At 50.3% G+C, this 15,205-nt stretch carries 14 protein-coding genes, 1 pseudogene and 1 riboswitch; of the genes and pseudogenes, 8 read left to right on the forward strand and 7 right to left on the reverse strand.

The genetic code is table 11. The features are described 5' to 3' along the window. Positions 1 to 20: 20 nt before the first annotated feature. Positions 21 to 998, reverse strand: coding sequence for a hypothetical protein (locus AB5Y99_RS00435; RefSeq protein ID WP_368208348.1), 978 nt, complete (start codon positions 996 to 998; stop codon positions 21 to 23). A 231-nt stretch (positions 999 to 1,229) separates the two neighbouring features. Beyond that, a complete protein-coding gene (locus AB5Y99_RS00440; RefSeq protein WP_368208349.1) occupies positions 1,230 to 1,829 on the reverse strand; it encodes a hypothetical protein in 600 nt (199 codons plus the stop codon). A gap of 1,512 nt (positions 1,830 to 3,341) precedes the next feature. Here AB5Y99_RS00440 and AB5Y99_RS00445 point away from each other — a divergent pair. The 3 genes from AB5Y99_RS00445 to AB5Y99_RS00455 all read left to right on the forward strand — a co-directional run bounded on the left by AB5Y99_RS00445 (position 3,342) and on the right by AB5Y99_RS00455 (position 5,988). Next, positions 3,342 to 4,067 carry a hypothetical protein gene (locus AB5Y99_RS00445; protein WP_368208351.1) on the forward strand — a complete coding sequence of 242 codons (726 nt, stop codon included), beginning with the start codon at positions 3,342 to 3,344 and terminating at the stop codon, positions 4,065 to 4,067. Positions 4,068 to 4,069: 2 nt separating this feature from the next. After that, a complete protein-coding gene (locus AB5Y99_RS00450) occupies positions 4,070 to 5,098 on the forward strand; it encodes a hypothetical protein (protein ID WP_368208352.1) in 1,029 nt (342 codons plus the stop codon). Positions 5,099 to 5,340: 242 nt separating this feature from the next. Further along, positions 5,341 to 5,988, forward strand: a complete 648-nt coding sequence (locus AB5Y99_RS00455; protein ID WP_368208354.1) for a recombinase family protein — start codon at positions 5,341 to 5,343, stop codon at positions 5,986 to 5,988. A gap of 97 nt (positions 5,989 to 6,085) precedes the next feature. Here the strand turns inward: AB5Y99_RS00455 and AB5Y99_RS00460 are convergent, their stop codons facing one another. The 3 genes from AB5Y99_RS00460 to AB5Y99_RS00470 all read right to left on the reverse strand — a co-directional run bounded on the left by AB5Y99_RS00460 (position 6,086) and on the right by AB5Y99_RS00470 (position 8,553). Beyond that, positions 6,086 to 6,574 carry a hypothetical protein gene (locus AB5Y99_RS00460; protein WP_368208356.1) on the reverse strand — a complete coding sequence of 163 codons (489 nt, stop codon included), beginning with the start codon at positions 6,572 to 6,574 and terminating at the stop codon, positions 6,086 to 6,088. Between the two features lie 91 nt (positions 6,575 to 6,665). Continuing rightward, positions 6,666 to 6,971, reverse strand: coding sequence for a hypothetical protein (locus tag AB5Y99_RS00465; protein ID WP_368208358.1), 306 nt, complete (start codon positions 6,969 to 6,971; stop codon positions 6,666 to 6,668). 64 nt (positions 6,972 to 7,035) lie between these two features. Further along, the gene (locus AB5Y99_RS00470) at positions 7,036 to 8,553 is read right to left on the reverse strand and encodes a recombinase family protein (RefSeq protein WP_368208360.1); all 1,518 of its coding nucleotides are present in this window, start codon (positions 8,551 to 8,553) and stop codon (positions 7,036 to 7,038) included. A gap of 38 nt (positions 8,554 to 8,591) precedes the next feature. Between AB5Y99_RS00470 and AB5Y99_RS00475 the strand changes: the two are divergent. The 3 genes and pseudogenes from AB5Y99_RS00475 to AB5Y99_RS00485 form a co-directional block, all read left to right on the forward strand. Then, positions 8,592 to 8,762: pseudogene (locus AB5Y99_RS00475) on the forward strand (MmcQ/YjbR family DNA-binding protein); the annotation flags it as partial. Beyond that, positions 8,759 to 9,247, forward strand: a complete 489-nt coding sequence (locus AB5Y99_RS00480) for a GNAT family N-acetyltransferase (RefSeq protein ID WP_139464015.1) — start codon at positions 8,759 to 8,761, stop codon at positions 9,245 to 9,247. The pseudogene AB5Y99_RS00475 and the gene AB5Y99_RS00480, both read left to right, overlap by 4 nt. Positions 9,248 to 9,304: 57 nt before the next feature. Continuing rightward, positions 9,305 to 9,640, forward strand: coding sequence for a DUF3802 family protein (locus tag AB5Y99_RS00485; RefSeq protein ID WP_005333735.1), 336 nt, complete (start codon positions 9,305 to 9,307; stop codon positions 9,638 to 9,640). 260 nt (positions 9,641 to 9,900) lie between these two features. On the opposite strand, the gene msrA is transcribed toward AB5Y99_RS00485, so the two are convergent. After that, on the reverse strand, positions 9,901 to 10,533 hold the full coding sequence (gene msrA, locus AB5Y99_RS00490) for a peptide-methionine (S)-S-oxide reductase MsrA (RefSeq protein ID WP_368208361.1): 633 nt from the start codon (positions 10,531 to 10,533) through the stop codon (positions 9,901 to 9,903). Positions 10,534 to 10,801: 268 nt separating this feature from the next. Between msrA and argA the strand changes: the two genes are divergently transcribed. Beyond that, the gene (gene argA, locus AB5Y99_RS00495; protein WP_005345063.1) at positions 10,802 to 12,130 is read left to right on the forward strand and encodes an amino-acid N-acetyltransferase; all 1,329 of its coding nucleotides are present in this window, start codon (positions 10,802 to 10,804) and stop codon (positions 12,128 to 12,130) included. Between the two features lie 107 nt (positions 12,131 to 12,237). Further along, positions 12,238 to 12,461: riboswitch (Lysine riboswitch) on the forward strand. Between the two features lie 90 nt (positions 12,462 to 12,551). Continuing rightward, positions 12,552 to 13,904, forward strand: coding sequence for a lysine-sensitive aspartokinase 3 (lysC, locus tag AB5Y99_RS00500; RefSeq protein WP_368208363.1), 1,353 nt, complete (start codon positions 12,552 to 12,554; stop codon positions 13,902 to 13,904). 81 nt (positions 13,905 to 13,985) lie between these two features. Here the strand turns inward: lysC and AB5Y99_RS00505 are convergent, their stop codons facing one another. Further along, complete coding sequence (locus AB5Y99_RS00505; RefSeq protein ID WP_005333743.1) at positions 13,986 to 15,071, reverse strand: hypothetical protein; 1,086 nt, start codon at positions 15,069 to 15,071, stop codon at positions 13,986 to 13,988. Between the last annotated feature and the right edge of the window lie 134 nt (positions 15,072 to 15,205).

Raw genomic sequence — 15,205 nt, forward strand, 5'->3', positions numbered from 1 at the left:
TCTCTCCTATGATAAGCGGCTTATAGCCGCTCTATCTCTTTATCAAAATCAAACGGAATGTTTTTCAATGCTTCAAGATCTAACATTGCTTCTTGTTTTGCAGTAGCGACTGGACGAGAGAAAATACTTCCTGTGCGCGGCTGCATAGCTTTAATCAACTCTTGGGTTGGGTTCATAGCTGCTTTCAGTTGTGCAAGCTCGGCCTTCATAGTTTCAAACTCAGCCAGTTTAGCTTTCATTGCTTCAAACTCGGCTTGTTGATCATTAACGATCTCAACAACTTCGTTAAATTTCTCGATATGCTCAACAGTAGCAGAGTTGTTTTCTTCCAAAGTAGAGTTAACGGTAATAACTGCTTCAACTTTGCGAGCTTTACGGCCACGAGTTTCAATTTTGTTCATGTGTTCAATGTGGTGTGTCATGTTGTTTCCTTTAGCGAATGGGTTAGATCGGCCTTCTCTGCCATTATTATCACAGATAAGTTCTTGGTAAATGTCACAAGTAGAACGTGCGTCTTTTTCTTCTTTACAAACAATGCAAGTAACGGTGCCTACAACGCTGTCAATAAAGCAGTTTGCATACTGATTTTTATAATCAACATCGATAATCCAGATCTTTACGATACCGCCAGTAGCATCAACAAACGCATAAGCAGAATCTTTTTCTTTTAGATCTGTAGCATTCTGGCTGTATGCGTCGCGGATAAAGTTCATGTCAAAAACTTTTTTAACGGCAGTACGCATAGCTTTACCAAAAGCGTTAACAACGCCATCTTTACGAATAGGGTAGTCAGCGGCAGTCAGCAACTTACCAATTTGTTTTTCTGTGAGTTTGGATTTTAAGTTAGAAATAACACCGTCTACGTTGTTTTTAACGGAAACACTGTTAATAGAATGTGTATGGATACTTTTACCACTTACTTCGGTAACATTGTGTTTAGCGTTAACGAAAAGAGTAAAGTTTTTGAAATGAGCCTTCATGGCTTTAGTGTTATTCATTATTATTATTCCTATAATGAGAGTTGATTACCACTCAACGTTTGCCGCGTTGTCAGATCGCTTTAGGGTGTGTTCATCGCGGCAACAATGAACACGAAACAACTCATTAAGGATTTCGGTATGAATGAAAGCACACCCTAAAGCGATCTGTATTGTGGCGAGAGATAACGATATCTCTCTTTCTTACATATGTATTTAGTGATCAAAAATAAATAAAAAGACTCTATTTTATCAGTCAACTTGTTTACTTTTACGGCCAACGTTCTCTTTAGAACCGGAGCCGCGTTTATCCAATCGTTTATCGAGTTGAATGTTTTGCCTAGTAGCGTAGTTATGCATGGCTTCTAATTGGCAATAAAAAATTTGGGATTTAGCTCTTTCGCCGCTACTAAAGTCCATATGTAGAATAGCCATAACGTTTCCGTGTGTCGGTGTTTCAAAGATCATTACATATAGCTCTTGACTACCAACAACGAAATCACCACAAGCAATTATCATTCGTTCTTTTTCTTTGTTGATCTTGTAAAGTTTACGCGCGTCAATAAGTGCTTGGCGACGTTTAGCAATCTTTTTTGCTTGTTCTTCACTAACTCCGGTTTCAGTCTTTTTTGAGTAGCGATCCCACATACGTTTAGCAGGCTGTGGCTTTAGCTCGACTTGTTTACCACGGATATTCAGTGAGTAGCTGTTACCGTGCTTTTGAAAAGTGCCGCGTTCGGCACTCTCAGTTAATTGGAAAATATCTTCTTCACCATAATGAAAAGGCTTAGACGCAAGAAAAGCCAGTGTTTCAGAAAGTAGATTGGAAGTTTCGATTGTTTGATTGTTCATTTTGTTTCTCCAGGTATTGATTAGCGATTAGCAGTGCTCTCTGCTTACATAGCTATTTAGTGAGAAATAAAAAGACGCTATTACAACGATCCGGCGAAACGAGTAGCTACAGACGCGCTGGCGCGCTCATGGCTCGTTTCTGGGTGTCAACGAGTAGGCAAGTAGCGTAGGCAGGTAAGTATCGCTGGTGGCTCGTCCTAGCTCGTTTCTGGCAGGTAGCAGTGATAAGGCTTATTCGTAAACGGTCTGGTGAGCAGAGCTGGTAAGTAGCAATATTGTTCGACGCTGGCGCGTCTCACGAATGGCCAGAAAGTAGTCGGTAGAGATAAAATAAAATCTCTTATAATACTATAATGAAGATCTAAGTTATCTTTCGCGCCTTCGGCGCCGTGAACAAGCGACGAGCCGTAGGCGAGGAGTGAAGTTCACTATCACCCTGTACTCGTTTCTATAACTTACCTTATCAAGTAGCAATGTTATGTGGCTACGCCACAACTCGCTACGCTCGTTTCCGGTATTTCTATCATTGATCTTTAATCGCTATCTAAAATAAACGCAAGACGCGCCAGCGTCTGTGAGCGTAGCGAACTATTACCTTGCTACTCGTTTCTATAACTTACCTTCAAGTAGCAATGAGTTAGCGGCTGACGCCGCGACGCTGGCGCGTCTTCTTCGTTTTGTTATCTGCCTTTTTCGTATCGCTACTTACAAACAGCCTTTCTACTCGCGAACAAGCCACGACTCCTATTAGGATTATTAGCGTGGAAGTCGCGTGCCTATTGAGCTGCACCACGAAATAACAGTAACTTTTTGGAAATAACAGTAACTTTTTCGAAACTCGCGAACTGGCTACGAATCGGAGCGCGACTGTATTGTTTTATTATAGTGCGACTCAATAGCCACACGCTTCTCCAATGAAATAGTTTCGCATTTGTTTACTCTACTGCCACCAGCTATATAATATATGTATCCTATATTGAGAAACGAAATGTTGTTGCCGCGACATTTCGAAAGATTTTTAAAGCCGTGTACTTAATCGTTCACGGCTTTTTTCTTTTCCAATGTTTACTGCCACCAGACACATGATATCTTATAAGCACTTCACTCTTACCCAGCCGGTACTTTAACTTTCAATACCGGCTTTTTTGATCATCTAAATAGCTATGTGAAATGAATACTCCAATAGTTGTTTCCGGACGATAAGTTAAAACGGCTTTAGCAAGGGCTCCTCTTAATGAATCGTAAAAAAGCCACCGCACAGGGTGGCTTTTTTGATCATCTAAATAATCATATGAATACGGTGACAGTGATACTCACTCCTAGCTTTTATTGTATTCTCCTTGGAAAAATCGAATACCGCCCACTAACAATCGTGTGTGTCTGATTACTTCTATATCTGGTATTCGATCAAACTAGGCACCTTCGGGTGCCTTTTTTGTTTCCGTCTGAAAACAAAACTTTTTCAGTGCTTGTTAAATAGAGATAAGGATAAGCCTGAACTGGAGAAATAAAATGAAAGAAGATTTAAAAGCGGTGCTAATGGCATCGATTAAGAAAAAGGTAGTTACCCTTTCAGACGGCAAGAAAGTGACAGTACGTCCTATGCTAATGAAAGAGATTAAGATCATCATGAATGCCAAGGAGAATAAGAAAGAGCCGGAAGAGTTCTTGGCGGAAATCATTAAGAGCTGTATAGAAGAAAAGATCAATATTGATACCCTTACTATTTTCGACTTTGAAAAACTTAGTTTCGAGATCTGGAAGCTTGCAAGAACTGATCCAAATATCAGTGTTTCGTTTGTGTGTAAGAACGATATAGACGGTAAAGAGTGCGGAACAGATATCAAGGTGGACTGTAACTTGAACAATGTTGCTTTAAGCCGTGAGCCAGAGACGTTGATTAAGCTGAATAGCAATATCTCCGTTAAAATGCGCTATCCAAACAAGACTGAACAAGCTTTCTTTGATCTCACTAATGAGGCAGATTTCTTTGATCTATGCTGGCGTCTCGTTGAGGAAGTGCATTTCAATAATCAGGTAATGAAAGTCGGTATTGATATCAAACTTGAGGAATTGCTTGAGCTGAATGAATATGTTTCATCAGAGGAAATAACACCTATGTTTGAGTTTGTGAATAACATGCCACATCTTGTTATGGACGTGGCAGTTAAATGTCCGTGCTGCGGACACCATGAGGCTGTTCGCTTAAACGGCATTGACGAAATCTGTTTTGGCTAAGAATGAAAAACATAGAAGATTGGAAACTAGATTACGAACATGACGACTTTTGTGGCTCTGAGTTTAAGACACCTAAAAACGGTGTCTTAACTGTTGTTGGGATAGCTGGTAAAACTAGACGCGGCAATAATCTTTACGCTTGCCACTGTTCGATTTGTCACGCTGATAGTGAAATGTTTCCTGACTTAGAAACAATAACTCAACGTCATTTAGTTAGGGGACAGTGTCCGTGTGCTTGTTCTAACAACTATCGTTGGAATGATCGTCAATATCGTTTACGATTAAAGAGAAAGAGTGCCGATTATGAAGTTATCAGCAAAGAGCCAATTATCAACGCTTTACAGAAAGTTAGGCTGCTATGTGAAAAAGATTGGCATGAGTGGACATCTAATGTTAACAACTTGCTTAGGGGTAGTGGCTGTCCGGAATGTGCTCTTAGAAGATCATCCGAACAGAAGAGAAATAAAGATCCAATAACACCAGTTGTTAAACGCTGTTCGGAGCTGGGCATTAAGTTTCATGGCTTTGTCGGACATGGATATATAAACAGAAGCTCACGGCTATATCTTGAGTGTCACTGTGGCACTAACTGGACACCCACGTTTTTAAACTTTATCAATCACCGAACTGGCTGTCCTGAATGTGCCGAACGCGGCTATAACAAAGAAAAAGCCGGTGTGTTCTACGTTGTTCACTGGCATAAACACGATAAAGAGTTTTTGAAATATGGGATCACGAATAAGGGGGAGTCTCGCATAACAAAGCAAATGGACAACACCTATTTCACGCCGACTATTCTCTACTTTCCTGAGTTCAATAACGGTAACGTGGCAGCTGAATTAGAAAAGAAATGTCACGCTAGACGCAAACAACTGTATGGACGTAGACGTAATATCGTTGTTTCAAAATCGGAGTTTGAAGACGGCTATACCGAGACTATGAAAGCAGATCAGTGGGATTGGATTAACAATCTCGTTTTTGAAAACACAATGACAAAATTAAAGCCAATAAAAAAGCCGGATCGATATTGATCCGGCTTTTTGCTTACTATGGAGGTAGATAACTCTAGTTACCCGTTATTTAGTTGCTACCATGCGGCCGTTATCTCTCACCTATCACTGAAAAACGCTAAACAGGACTGCCGTTACCTGTCAACTCTTACACATTTCATACGTCATACACAAATCAAACGTCTCTCGGCATTTGTTGAAACGTTATGGCCTCCTGTTACCATGTTCTTATTGAGTAAGAAATAGAACGGATTAACTTGACAATGAAATATGTTATCTATCACCGAGTATCGACTAAGAAACAGGGTGAAAGCGGGCTCGGATTAGAAGCACAACAACGAGACACCGATTTGTTTCTGTCTCACTATGCAACTGATCCCGAAGTGCTTGAAACGTTCATTGACGTTCGTTCTGGCAAGGGCAGTCTAACTGATCGTCCCACTCTGAAAGCAGCCGTCGAACTGTGCAAACAAACTGGTGCAACTCTACTTGTTGCCAAAGTGGATCGTCTAAGTCGTGACGTTGAAACAGTCGCTCATATCATCAAGCTGGTGGACGTTCGGATTGCTTGTCTGCCGTTCGCTGATAAGTTTCAGATTCATCTATACGCTGCATTAGCAGAGCAAGAACGGGAGTTCATATCGCAACGCACCAAAGCAGCGTTACAAGCAGCCAAAGCGCGTGGCGTTAAACTGGGCGGTATTCGTGACAACGTTCAAACAGACGGCATCAAGAAAGCCGCAGACGATAGAGCAGAGAGTTTAAGAGCAGAGTTTCAAGAAATGCGACGCAACGGCTACACACTCAAGCGCATGGCCGAGAGTCTGAATGCTCGTGGTATCAAGACGGCTAGAGGATCAGAATTCAGCATCACAACATGCCAACGAGTTGTTCAGCGTCTCGGGCTATAACCCCGTTAAATCCCGTTTCCTCGAAATTAAACGGAATTATCTTATTACATATAACAAAAACCGACACTATGGTCGGTTTCTTTTCACTCGTTTATATTCACGCTGACTCAGGAAGATCTGTTATGTCAACGGGGGATGTTGATTCGCCAACTCTTGCTTTTACTTCTTCTGACGCGGCTTCACCTCGAGCTTTCATTTCTTCTTTTGTCTGACCAGAAGCCATCGCTCGACTCATTTCATCAGACGCTTTTCCCTTAGAACCGCGCTTGATGCCGTACGTCTTACCATTGAGTTCGTAAATGTATAGAGCGCGTTCTGGGGCTGACTTAGTTGCATTCCCCTTCTCTGCCTTACCAGATTTCACTTTAGGAGAAAACAACTCTTTTACTTGATCCAAGCTCATATTGTTTTCTTTAGCGAACAATTCAAGCTTTTTAATCAGATTCGCGTTTCTTGTTGCTTCTGCTTCTTTGTAAGCTTCATTTACGGTACTGAGAAAGTTAGCTAACGTATCGTTTGACTCGCAGAAATGAGTAACCAAATCATCTTTAGTAATCAGCATTTCACTTAACACTTTTTGTTCCATGATAAACTCCTTTGACTTTTTCAATATGGATACTAACAGGAGCCAAGTTTCTGTAAAGCAAAAAGGCACTCTTTCGAATGCCTTTTAACTGTTAACGCTTATACTTCTTCGCCATCTTCATTTCCATCGTTTTGGCTAGCATTCGTTTTTCTGCTTCCGCGTCATGGATATCACAGACAATCAACTGGCCATTTGACGCAGCGAATACCAGTTCTTTTTTGCTATCGGTATCGTTTACCATTCTTACGGCTTCAATGTGAATTGTATTACCGGTAACAGTTATGTGAACTTCTTCTTTACCATTTAATATATCCACCCCTTCAACTACTGCCGTTGTTTTAACAACAAAGCAGGCTGAATTTTCATCTTTGAAATCGTGGACTTTTGCATTATTCATTTTTATTCTCTAGCAGCCTGAAAGCGCGGCATACTACTCACTTAGGGTTATTACTCCAATCTATTTATTCATCGTCACAATAAACAGTATTGTCACCATCTGAAATGAGCATTTTAAGCTCATCTAAAAACGATTTCGTGTCTGTGATTGATGATATTTCATTCACCCCAGACTGCTTTTTAACCCCAATATTCCAACCAAATATTTTTATATGCCCGTTCGTTAGATACACTTTTACACTTGCATTATTTTCATTTCTGTTAACAACGACTCTATTAATAACCCGTTTCAACGCGACCCGTTGTTCATCAACAGTCCCAGAAAAAACTTCTTTTAGCTGCGTCGTCGGAACAACGGCGATTTTCTGTGCATTAGCAACCGCATCTTTTGCCTTAGCTATGTCTTTGTAAACGTCAACCAATGCATCCATAGCTCCCGCGGCCATAAGCGCATCTTTTACGCCTTCTAGCTTCGCTAGCCTTGCCTGTAGTTCCGGCAGTTCGTCCTTTTGCGTATCGCTACTCTCATACGTGATGCGGCCCAAGCAATCTATGAGCGTTTCATCAAAATTCCGAATAGCTACTTGATCACAGGCACCTACTTTCGCTCTTGAGCATTTCCGATAACGTTCGCCAGCAGAGCCAAGTTGAACTGACAGCCCAGCACCACATTTGCAGAAAAGCATGTTATGAAACGGACTTGATTGCCCCTTTCTACCCGGCTTCTCACCTTTGATTTGAATCTGCTGCCATGTCGTGAAATCACATAGCGAAGGGAAAACATCCGGCATACTGCTAACAAGCTGATTGTCCGTGACTCTGATTTCTTCGCCGTTGTCGTCGTATTGCTTGATTGTCTTCATTGAATAGAAGTCTTTCGTGCCATACAAAGCACTGTTAGACAGCACCACTCGGATCGACGTATGACCCCAATTCCCACCGCGAGAAGACTTGATGCCTCGTCTATTCAGCTCAGACGCAATTCCCAGAGCCCCTACCCCCTTCAATCGCAGTGCGATAATCAGCCTGATAGTCTCGGCATTCTCATTCAGAACAAATCCGCGATCAGTCTTGTCTATCCAGAAAGGCCAGCGACTCACATCACCACCTTGTCTCTTGCTCTTGTAAGCCGCAGAAACCAGATCTGATTTTCGCTGACTCTCCTTCTCGGCCATGTCTGCCGCGACCATCAGCAAGATGTTTTGAACAACATCATTCACGTTCTCTTTCGTGTAGACCTGTCCCTTGTCGAGGATCACTAACTTGCAGTCATAGACGCATGTGATTGTGCGTATAAGCTCTTGAGTGTGACGCCAACCCCGACGACTCAGACGGTCGGTACTCTCGAACAGCACATAGCTACCACGCGGAATCTTGCCCTCTGACATAGCTTTGATTAGCTGCTCGAACATCGGACGCTTGATTGACTTCCAACCACTGACACCTAGATCGCGAAAGCTCGTCTCTTGAAGCTCGACCCCGTTTGTACCGCACCATTGCTGGGCTGCTTTGACCTGGCGGTTTATACTGTCGCCATCCGCTTGCTGACTTGATGAAAATCGAGCGTAAAGCCATGCTTTCATTAGATTTTTACCTGAGAGAATCTGACTTGCAGATTGTACACATGAACAAGCAACACTGGAACACAGTGACCCTGAACAGCACCTTGCCAGATGATCTGTGGCAGGGCTGGGTGCACCACTCCTATGAGCGGGTTGTCGCGGGTCTGCCCAAAGCCAAACGGCCACAGGCGCCGCGCCCCCTCTCCCCCACTGACGACCCAACCTTATGACCCCAGCACTTAGTCCAGCACTTTGCATTGTCCCCCTTGGCGAGGCACATATCCCCGCTCTCGTGAGCCTGTTTGAGCAGGCGGTGCGACGCAGCGGCCCCGAGCACTACAGCGCCGAGCAGGTGGAGCAGTGGGCCCTCGGTTCACAACATCCGGGCTTTGTCAGCCAACTGCGCGAGCACCACGGCTGGGTAGCGGAGCAGGCAAATGTGCCCCTCGGGTTTGTCACCCTGAGCCCCGATGGCCATCTCAGTCTGCTCTATGTAAGCGCCGACCATCAGCGCCAGGGACTGGGCAATCTGCTGCTCACCACGGCGCTCGCGGGGGCCCGAGGGCTCGGTCTGACGCTCATCACCACCGAGGCCAGCGCCTTCAGTTATGAGCTATTTTTACGACATGGCTTTACGTTGACCGGGCTGGAGTGCGTGGAGCGGGGCGGAGTCAGTTTTACTCGCCATCGCCTGCACTGCTGCTTGCCAAGCTAGGGCAAGCCACTAAAATACGCTTAATTATCGTATTGTTACTGTATTGAGGCAGCAACCATGGTGGTAGAAAGTGAAGGCTATATCTCGCTGATCGAGTATCTGGTGGAGAGTTTGGGATTGTTTGAATCCCAGCAGCAGAACGATGGTGAAGAGACCATCGAAGATCTGGTCAGTGGCCGTGTTGCCAGCAACCTGATGGCCATTTGCGAGCAAAACCCCCAGCTCGATCCCAAGGTGCGTTTCGCCATCATGCAGGAAGCCGACGCCGTGGTCGCCGATCTGGAAGAGGTGCTCTCTGCCGTCTGGCTGCGCGCCCCGACCCCGGAACAGAAAACCTTCCTCATCGAGTTTATCGATCTCATCAAGAACCTGTTCGACAGCGCCATCGGCTGATCTGCCGTCCGGCTCTCCCGCCCAACGCAAGTTTCAGAACAGCAGATAAGGAAAAGGGCCGCCTTGGTGGGCAGCCCTGCTTGCTATCATTTTCAACCCGCCAGTGCGTTCATTCATCAGGCGGTTATCAAGGCAAGAAATGTGTCTGGACTTTGCATCCGATCCCTGGACGCTACCTAGTTAGTCCCGACTGGTCGCAATAAGTTCCCTCCTCCGACCATTTATTTTCACTTTTATTAAGAAATCGACTACAAACCTGTTCAGCGGTTCAGGCTGGGCGGCAAACAGACTCCAATGCCACCCAATCCGCAGTAGCCATCCGGGTTTTTCTCCAGATATTGCTGATGGTAATCCTCGGCGTAGTAGAAGGGCGCCAGCGGCAGAATGCGGGTGGTGATTGTACGGCTGTCGCCGCTTGCCGCCATCGCCTGCTGGTAGGCCGCCATGCTCTGCTGGGCAATGATCTGCTGGCTCTCGTCGCCATAGAAGATCACCGAGCGATACTGGGTGCCAATGTCCCCGCCCTGACGCATCCCCTGCGCCGGGTCGTGTTGCTCCCAGAACAGTCTGAGCAGATCGCCATAGCTGATCACCGCCGGCTCAAACACCACCTGCACCGTCTCGGCATGGCCGGTCAGCCCGCTGCACACCTCTTTGTAGGTGGGGTTCTGGGTCACGCCGCCCTGATAACCTGCCGCGGTGGAATAGACGCCCGGCTGCTGCCAGAACAGGCGCTCAACGCCCCAGAAACAGCCCATGCCAAACCAGGCGATCTCCATGTTCTCGGGCCAGGGACCCTGGGTCGGGTTGCCATTCACCGCATGCTGCTGACCAATCACCATCGCTTCGCGTCGTCCCAGCAGGGCATCTGCCGGTGAAATAATCTGTTCCATGAATTCTGTCCTTGTATAAAACCCTGTGAAATCACACAGCTGACGAAAAGGAGCATCGAAGATAGCAGTTTATCGCGCCGGATCAACCGGCGGGCCCCTCCCCGCTCGCCCCGGCGGCCGTCTGCACCGTTCGTCACCCTTTCCCGATCCGCACGGCCAAGCCGCTCCTCGTAGACCAGAAACGGCCAAAATCAATATTTAGTCTTGATTTGTGAATTAATTTTCATATATTGAGCCAATCGCTGTTTTTTTATGGAAGAAATATCAAGTGCGTGAACGCGAACCCAGTCTGGTCAATGCCTTCCGGCAATCCACCCCCTATGTCAATGTGCATCGGGGTGCCACCTTTGTGCTGATGATGGGGGGAGAAGCCATCTGCCACCCCAACTTCGCCAATATCGTCAGCGATATCGCCCTGCTGCAGACACTGGGCATACGCCTGGTGCTGGTGTTTGGTTCACGTCCGCAAAATGATGAGGCGCTGGCCCGCGCCGGTATCGAGGCCCAGTATCACAAGCGGATCCGGGTCACCGATGACGAGAGTTTCACCATCATCAAACAGGTGTGTGGCGGCCTGCAATACGACATCACCGCCCAGCTCTCCATGGGGCTCGCCAACACCCCGATGCAGGGAGCGCGGATCAGCGTGGTGAGCGGCAACTTCGTCACTGCCCAGCCGCTGGGGGTGGATGATGGCATCGACTTTTGCCATAGCGGCCGGGTGCGCCGTATCGACGTGGAGGGGATCACCCGCCAGCTTGACCAGAAGAGTCTGGTGCTCATCTCCCCCATCGGCTGCTCGGTCACCGGTGAGAGCTTTAACCTGAGCTCCGAAGAGGTGGCCCGCCGGGTGGCGGTCGACCTCAAGGCAGACAAGCTTATCTGTTTCAGCAGCACCCAGGGGGTAATGGACAGACGCGGCGAAGCCATCTCCGAGCTCTTCCCCGAGCAGGCCGAAGAGCTGCTGGTGGAGCTGGAGCAGGCTGGCGAAGAGATGTCCGGCACCGCCCGCTACCTGCGTGCTGCCATTGCCTCTTGCCGTGGCGGCGTGCCCCGCTCCCATCTGGTGAGCTATCAGGATGATGGCGCCATGCTGCAGGAGCTGTTCAGCCGCGACGGCCTCGGCACCCAGATCGTGCGGGAAAGTGCCGAGCAGGCCCGCGCCGCTACCATCGAGGATATCGGCGGCATTCTGGATCTCATTCGCCCGCTGGAGGAGGAAGGCATTCTGGTGCGCCGTTCCCGCGAGCAGCTGGAGATGGAGATCGACAAGTTCACCATCATCGAGCGCGATGGCCTCATCATCGGCTGCGCGGCCCTCTACTGCTTTATGGAAGAGGCGATGGCGGAGATGGCCTGCGTCGCCATCCACCCCGATTATCGCAACTCCAACCGGGGGGATCAGCTGGTGGCCAAGGTGGCCGAGCGGGCCAAGCGGCTCGGGATCCGTCGCCTGTTTGTGCTCACCACCCGCTCCATCCACTGGTTCCGGGAGCGGGGCTTCGATCCGCTGGAAGTGGAAGATCTGCCGGTGGCGCGCCAGCGTCTCTACAACTGGCAGCGCCGTTCCAAGGTTTTGTCAAAGACCATTGCCTAAGTCATTGATCCTGCGTTGAGTTAGCCGACAGTTTGAACTTTTTCACAAACTCGATTGACAGTGCAATCCAACGCAGGGTATTTCTAAATGCACTCCACCGCCCTGGTGGAGCCAGAAGAGGAGCGCTGCCCAGGCAGCCCAAGGGAGGACGCCAGCGTCCGGTGAACTTGGGTCAGGGGGAGCAGCGCCGAGACGCGTGAGGAGACTGGTGACCTCAACGTCGGCTGCGGGGGCTGAATCCCCCGGGTTGTCATCGGTAGTGATCATCCCCCACCGCGCCCTGTCAGGGGCGGTACGGGATGGGCTCTGCAGGTGGAGTGCTTCTGGCCGGGATAGCTTCGTTCATTCCTGCCATTTTCAGCCTCCTCCTCTCTTTTTTGCCCGATGGAACCGGAATCTTAAAATAAGACAGGAGTAAGCAATGAGCCCGATCAATGTCGCCAAGTTTGGCGGAACCAGTGTCGCCAACTTCCCGGCCATGAATCACTGCGCCGATATCGTGCTGGCCAATCCCGCCACCCGGGTGGTGGTACTGAGTGCCAGCGCCGGTGTCACCAACCTGCTGGTCGCCCTGGCACAAGGGGAGCTGGACGAAGCGGGCCGCGACGAGCAGCTGGCCAAACTGGCCGGGATCCAGCAGGCCATTCTGACCGATCTCGGCAACCCTGTTGATGTGAGCGCCCTCATTCATGGCCAGCTGGACGAAATTCGCCTCATGGCCCAGCAAGCCCACCTGCATACCGATGCGGAGCTGGCCGATCGCCTCATCGCCTGCGGCGAGCTGATGTCTACCCGCCTCTTTACCGAGCTGCTGCGCCAGCGCGGCGTCAAGGCCCACTGGCAGGATGTGCGCCAGCTGATGCGCACCGACAGCCGCTTTGGCAAGGCCACCGTCGATCTGGCCACCACCCGAATCCTCTGCCAGCAGACGCTGGGCCCGCAGCTTGGCGACAGCCTCATCATCACCCAGGGCTTTATCGGAGCCGACAGCGATGGCCGCACCACCACGCTGGGGCGCGGCGGCTCTGACTACAGCGCGGCCCTGCTCGCCGAAGCGCTCGATGCCGCCAGTATCGAGATCTGGACCGATGTGCCCGGCATCTACACCACGGATCCGCGCCTCGTCACCCGCGCCCGTCCCATTCCCGAAATCAGCTTTGTCGAAGCGGCCGAGATGGCCACTTTCGGCGCCAAGGTGCTGCACCCCGCCACCCTGCAACCGGCGGTGCGCCAGAATATTCCGGTGTTTGTCGGCTCCGCCAAGGATCCTGCCGCCGGTGGTACCTGGATCCGCGCCAGCACAGATTCAAGCCCGCTGTTTCGCGCCGTAGCCCTGCGCCGCCAGCAGGTGCTGGTGACCCTGCACAGCCTCAACATGTTCCACGCCTACGGCTTCCTGGCCGAAGTGTTCGGCATTCTGGCCCGTCACCGCATCTCGGTCGACCTCATCACCACGTCGGAGGTGAGCGTATCGCTGACGCTGGATCACACCGGCAGCCAGAGCAACGGCGAACCGATCCTGAGCGACAAGGTACTGGCCGAGCTGGGGCAGCTCTGCAAGGTGGAGGTGGAAACCGGTCTGGCACTGGTGGCGCTCATCGGCAACCGGATGAGCGAAGTGAACGGGGTGGGCAGTCAGGTCTTTGACGCCCTGCGCGAGCACAACATCCGGATGATCTGCTACGGCGCCAGCGCCCACAACCTCTGCTTCCTGGTCAAGGAGAGCGAGGCGGGCAATATCGTCAACCGCCTCCATCAGGAGCTGCTGGACTGACCCTCCCCCGAGGCGAACCAGACCATGCAACAGGGCGCCCGCAAGGCGCCCTGTTCATTTGTACTCCGCAAAGGTATTGGCTCAGGCAAGGCTGGTGGCTGGCAACTGACAGGCGACGGCTTCGCGGCGCAGCTGCTGCAAGCGGGCCAGCAGCCCGGTCTGGCCCAGCTCCGTCTCCTGAGGCGAGAGATTGTCCACCAGCAGCGGATAGTGATCCGTCACTGCCTGCATCAACCAGTCGAGGCGACGCAGGGTGAGCGGGCCGCAGCTCTGGCCGCTCAGATCATCGGCCACATCGAGCCGGTGGCTGCGATACATGTCCCGCCACCAGTTGGCGACCAGCGCCTCGTCGCTCGCCAGCGCGGCGCTCCACTCCCCTTGCAGGGCGTGCAGACGGGCCAGCACGGGCGCGCTGGCCCCTTCGCGGATCAGGTGGTGGATCTCCCGTTTCACCCATTTCAGACAAAGCTCGCGCCAGTAGCGAAATTGCGGCAGAGGATCGGCCTCATCGAGCCAGAGTCCGGAGAGGGTGCGGGTCTCCAACCGCTCCGGCACATGAAACTGCGGGTCGACCAGACCATTGGAGTTGTATTCAAAGCGGGGATCGAAGGTCCACATATAGCCAAAGTCGAACACGCAGATCTGCTCGCCGTCATCGAGCAGGTTGCCCGGGCTCGGGTCCCAGTCAAACCAGCCCCAGCGGGCCAGCTCACCCTGCACCTCCAGCATCTGGGCCAGATTGCGCTCGTTGAGCTGGTGGACCGGCACACCCCGCAACCAGGGAGAGACCAGCACCCCGGCCCGCGCCGAGCCGAAGCTGGTGCAGACCACGTGGGAGAGGACAGTAGGGTGCAGCTCGCGCAGCGCCTCGATTTCGCGCCGCCGCTCCAGCTCGGTCAGAAAGGCAGTCTTGCCATCGAGGTTGGCCACCAGTGAATCCTGACGGCGCCGCTTGAGGCACCAGTGATGCCCCTCCACCTTGAGGTGAAACACCTCGGCGGTGAGACCGTGGCGATAGACCTTGACCACAGCCGGATGGCTATCCTTCAGCTTGACCAGTTGGGCCAGCGGCAGCGGGCAGTCGCGCTCGCGTCCGATCCGGATCTCTTCCTTGCTCTCCAGCATGCGCAGCAATCTGGCCTGACGCGCCATCACTTTGGGATTCATACATGTACCTCCAGTCGCTATCGAGAGACTAAACAGCAGATCCCTCCCAAGCCAGTGGCAAAACCCCATGATGACGCTTTCATCACATATTCCGAACAACCCCTCGATCGGGATCACAATTTGCAAGGTTGAGC

The sequence above is a fragment of the Aeromonas sp. R4-2 genome, assembly GCF_040908295.1.
In the GTDB taxonomy this organism is placed as follows: domain Bacteria; phylum Pseudomonadota; class Gammaproteobacteria; order Enterobacterales; family Aeromonadaceae; genus Aeromonas; species Aeromonas veronii.

Bases quoted from the DNA above. Each gene is read 5' to 3' on its own strand.
- AB5Y99_RS00435 (WP_368208348.1), bottom strand. From the start codon at position 998: ATGAATAACACTAAAGCCATGAAGGCTCATTTCAAAAACTTTACTCTT.
- AB5Y99_RS00440 (WP_368208349.1), bottom strand. From the start codon at position 1,829: ATGAACAATCAAACAATCGAAACTTCCAATCTACTTTCTGAAACACTG.
- AB5Y99_RS00445 (WP_368208351.1), top strand. From the start codon at position 3,342: ATGAAAGAAGATTTAAAAGCGGTGCTAATGGCATCGATTAAGAAAAAG.
- AB5Y99_RS00450 (WP_368208352.1), top strand. From the start codon at position 4,070: ATGAAAAACATAGAAGATTGGAAACTAGATTACGAACATGACGACTTT.
- AB5Y99_RS00455 (WP_368208354.1), top strand. From the start codon at position 5,341: ATGAAATATGTTATCTATCACCGAGTATCGACTAAGAAACAGGGTGAA.
- AB5Y99_RS00460 (WP_368208356.1), bottom strand. From the start codon at position 6,574: ATGGAACAAAAAGTGTTAAGTGAAATGCTGATTACTAAAGATGATTTG.
- AB5Y99_RS00465 (WP_368208358.1), bottom strand. From the start codon at position 6,971: ATGAATAATGCAAAAGTCCACGATTTCAAAGATGAAAATTCAGCCTGC.
- AB5Y99_RS00470 (WP_368208360.1), bottom strand. From the start codon at position 8,553: ATGAAAGCATGGCTTTACGCTCGATTTTCATCAAGTCAGCAAGCGGAT.
- AB5Y99_RS00480 (WP_139464015.1), top strand. From the start codon at position 8,759: ATGACCCCAGCACTTAGTCCAGCACTTTGCATTGTCCCCCTTGGCGAG.
- AB5Y99_RS00485 (WP_005333735.1), top strand. From the start codon at position 9,305: ATGGTGGTAGAAAGTGAAGGCTATATCTCGCTGATCGAGTATCTGGTG.
- msrA (WP_368208361.1), bottom strand. From the start codon at position 10,533: ATGGAACAGATTATTTCACCGGCAGATGCCCTGCTGGGACGACGCGAA.
- lysC (WP_368208363.1), top strand. From the start codon at position 12,552: ATGAGCCCGATCAATGTCGCCAAGTTTGGCGGAACCAGTGTCGCCAAC.
- AB5Y99_RS00505 (WP_005333743.1), bottom strand. From the start codon at position 15,071: ATGAATCCCAAAGTGATGGCGCGTCAGGCCAGATTGCTGCGCATGCTG.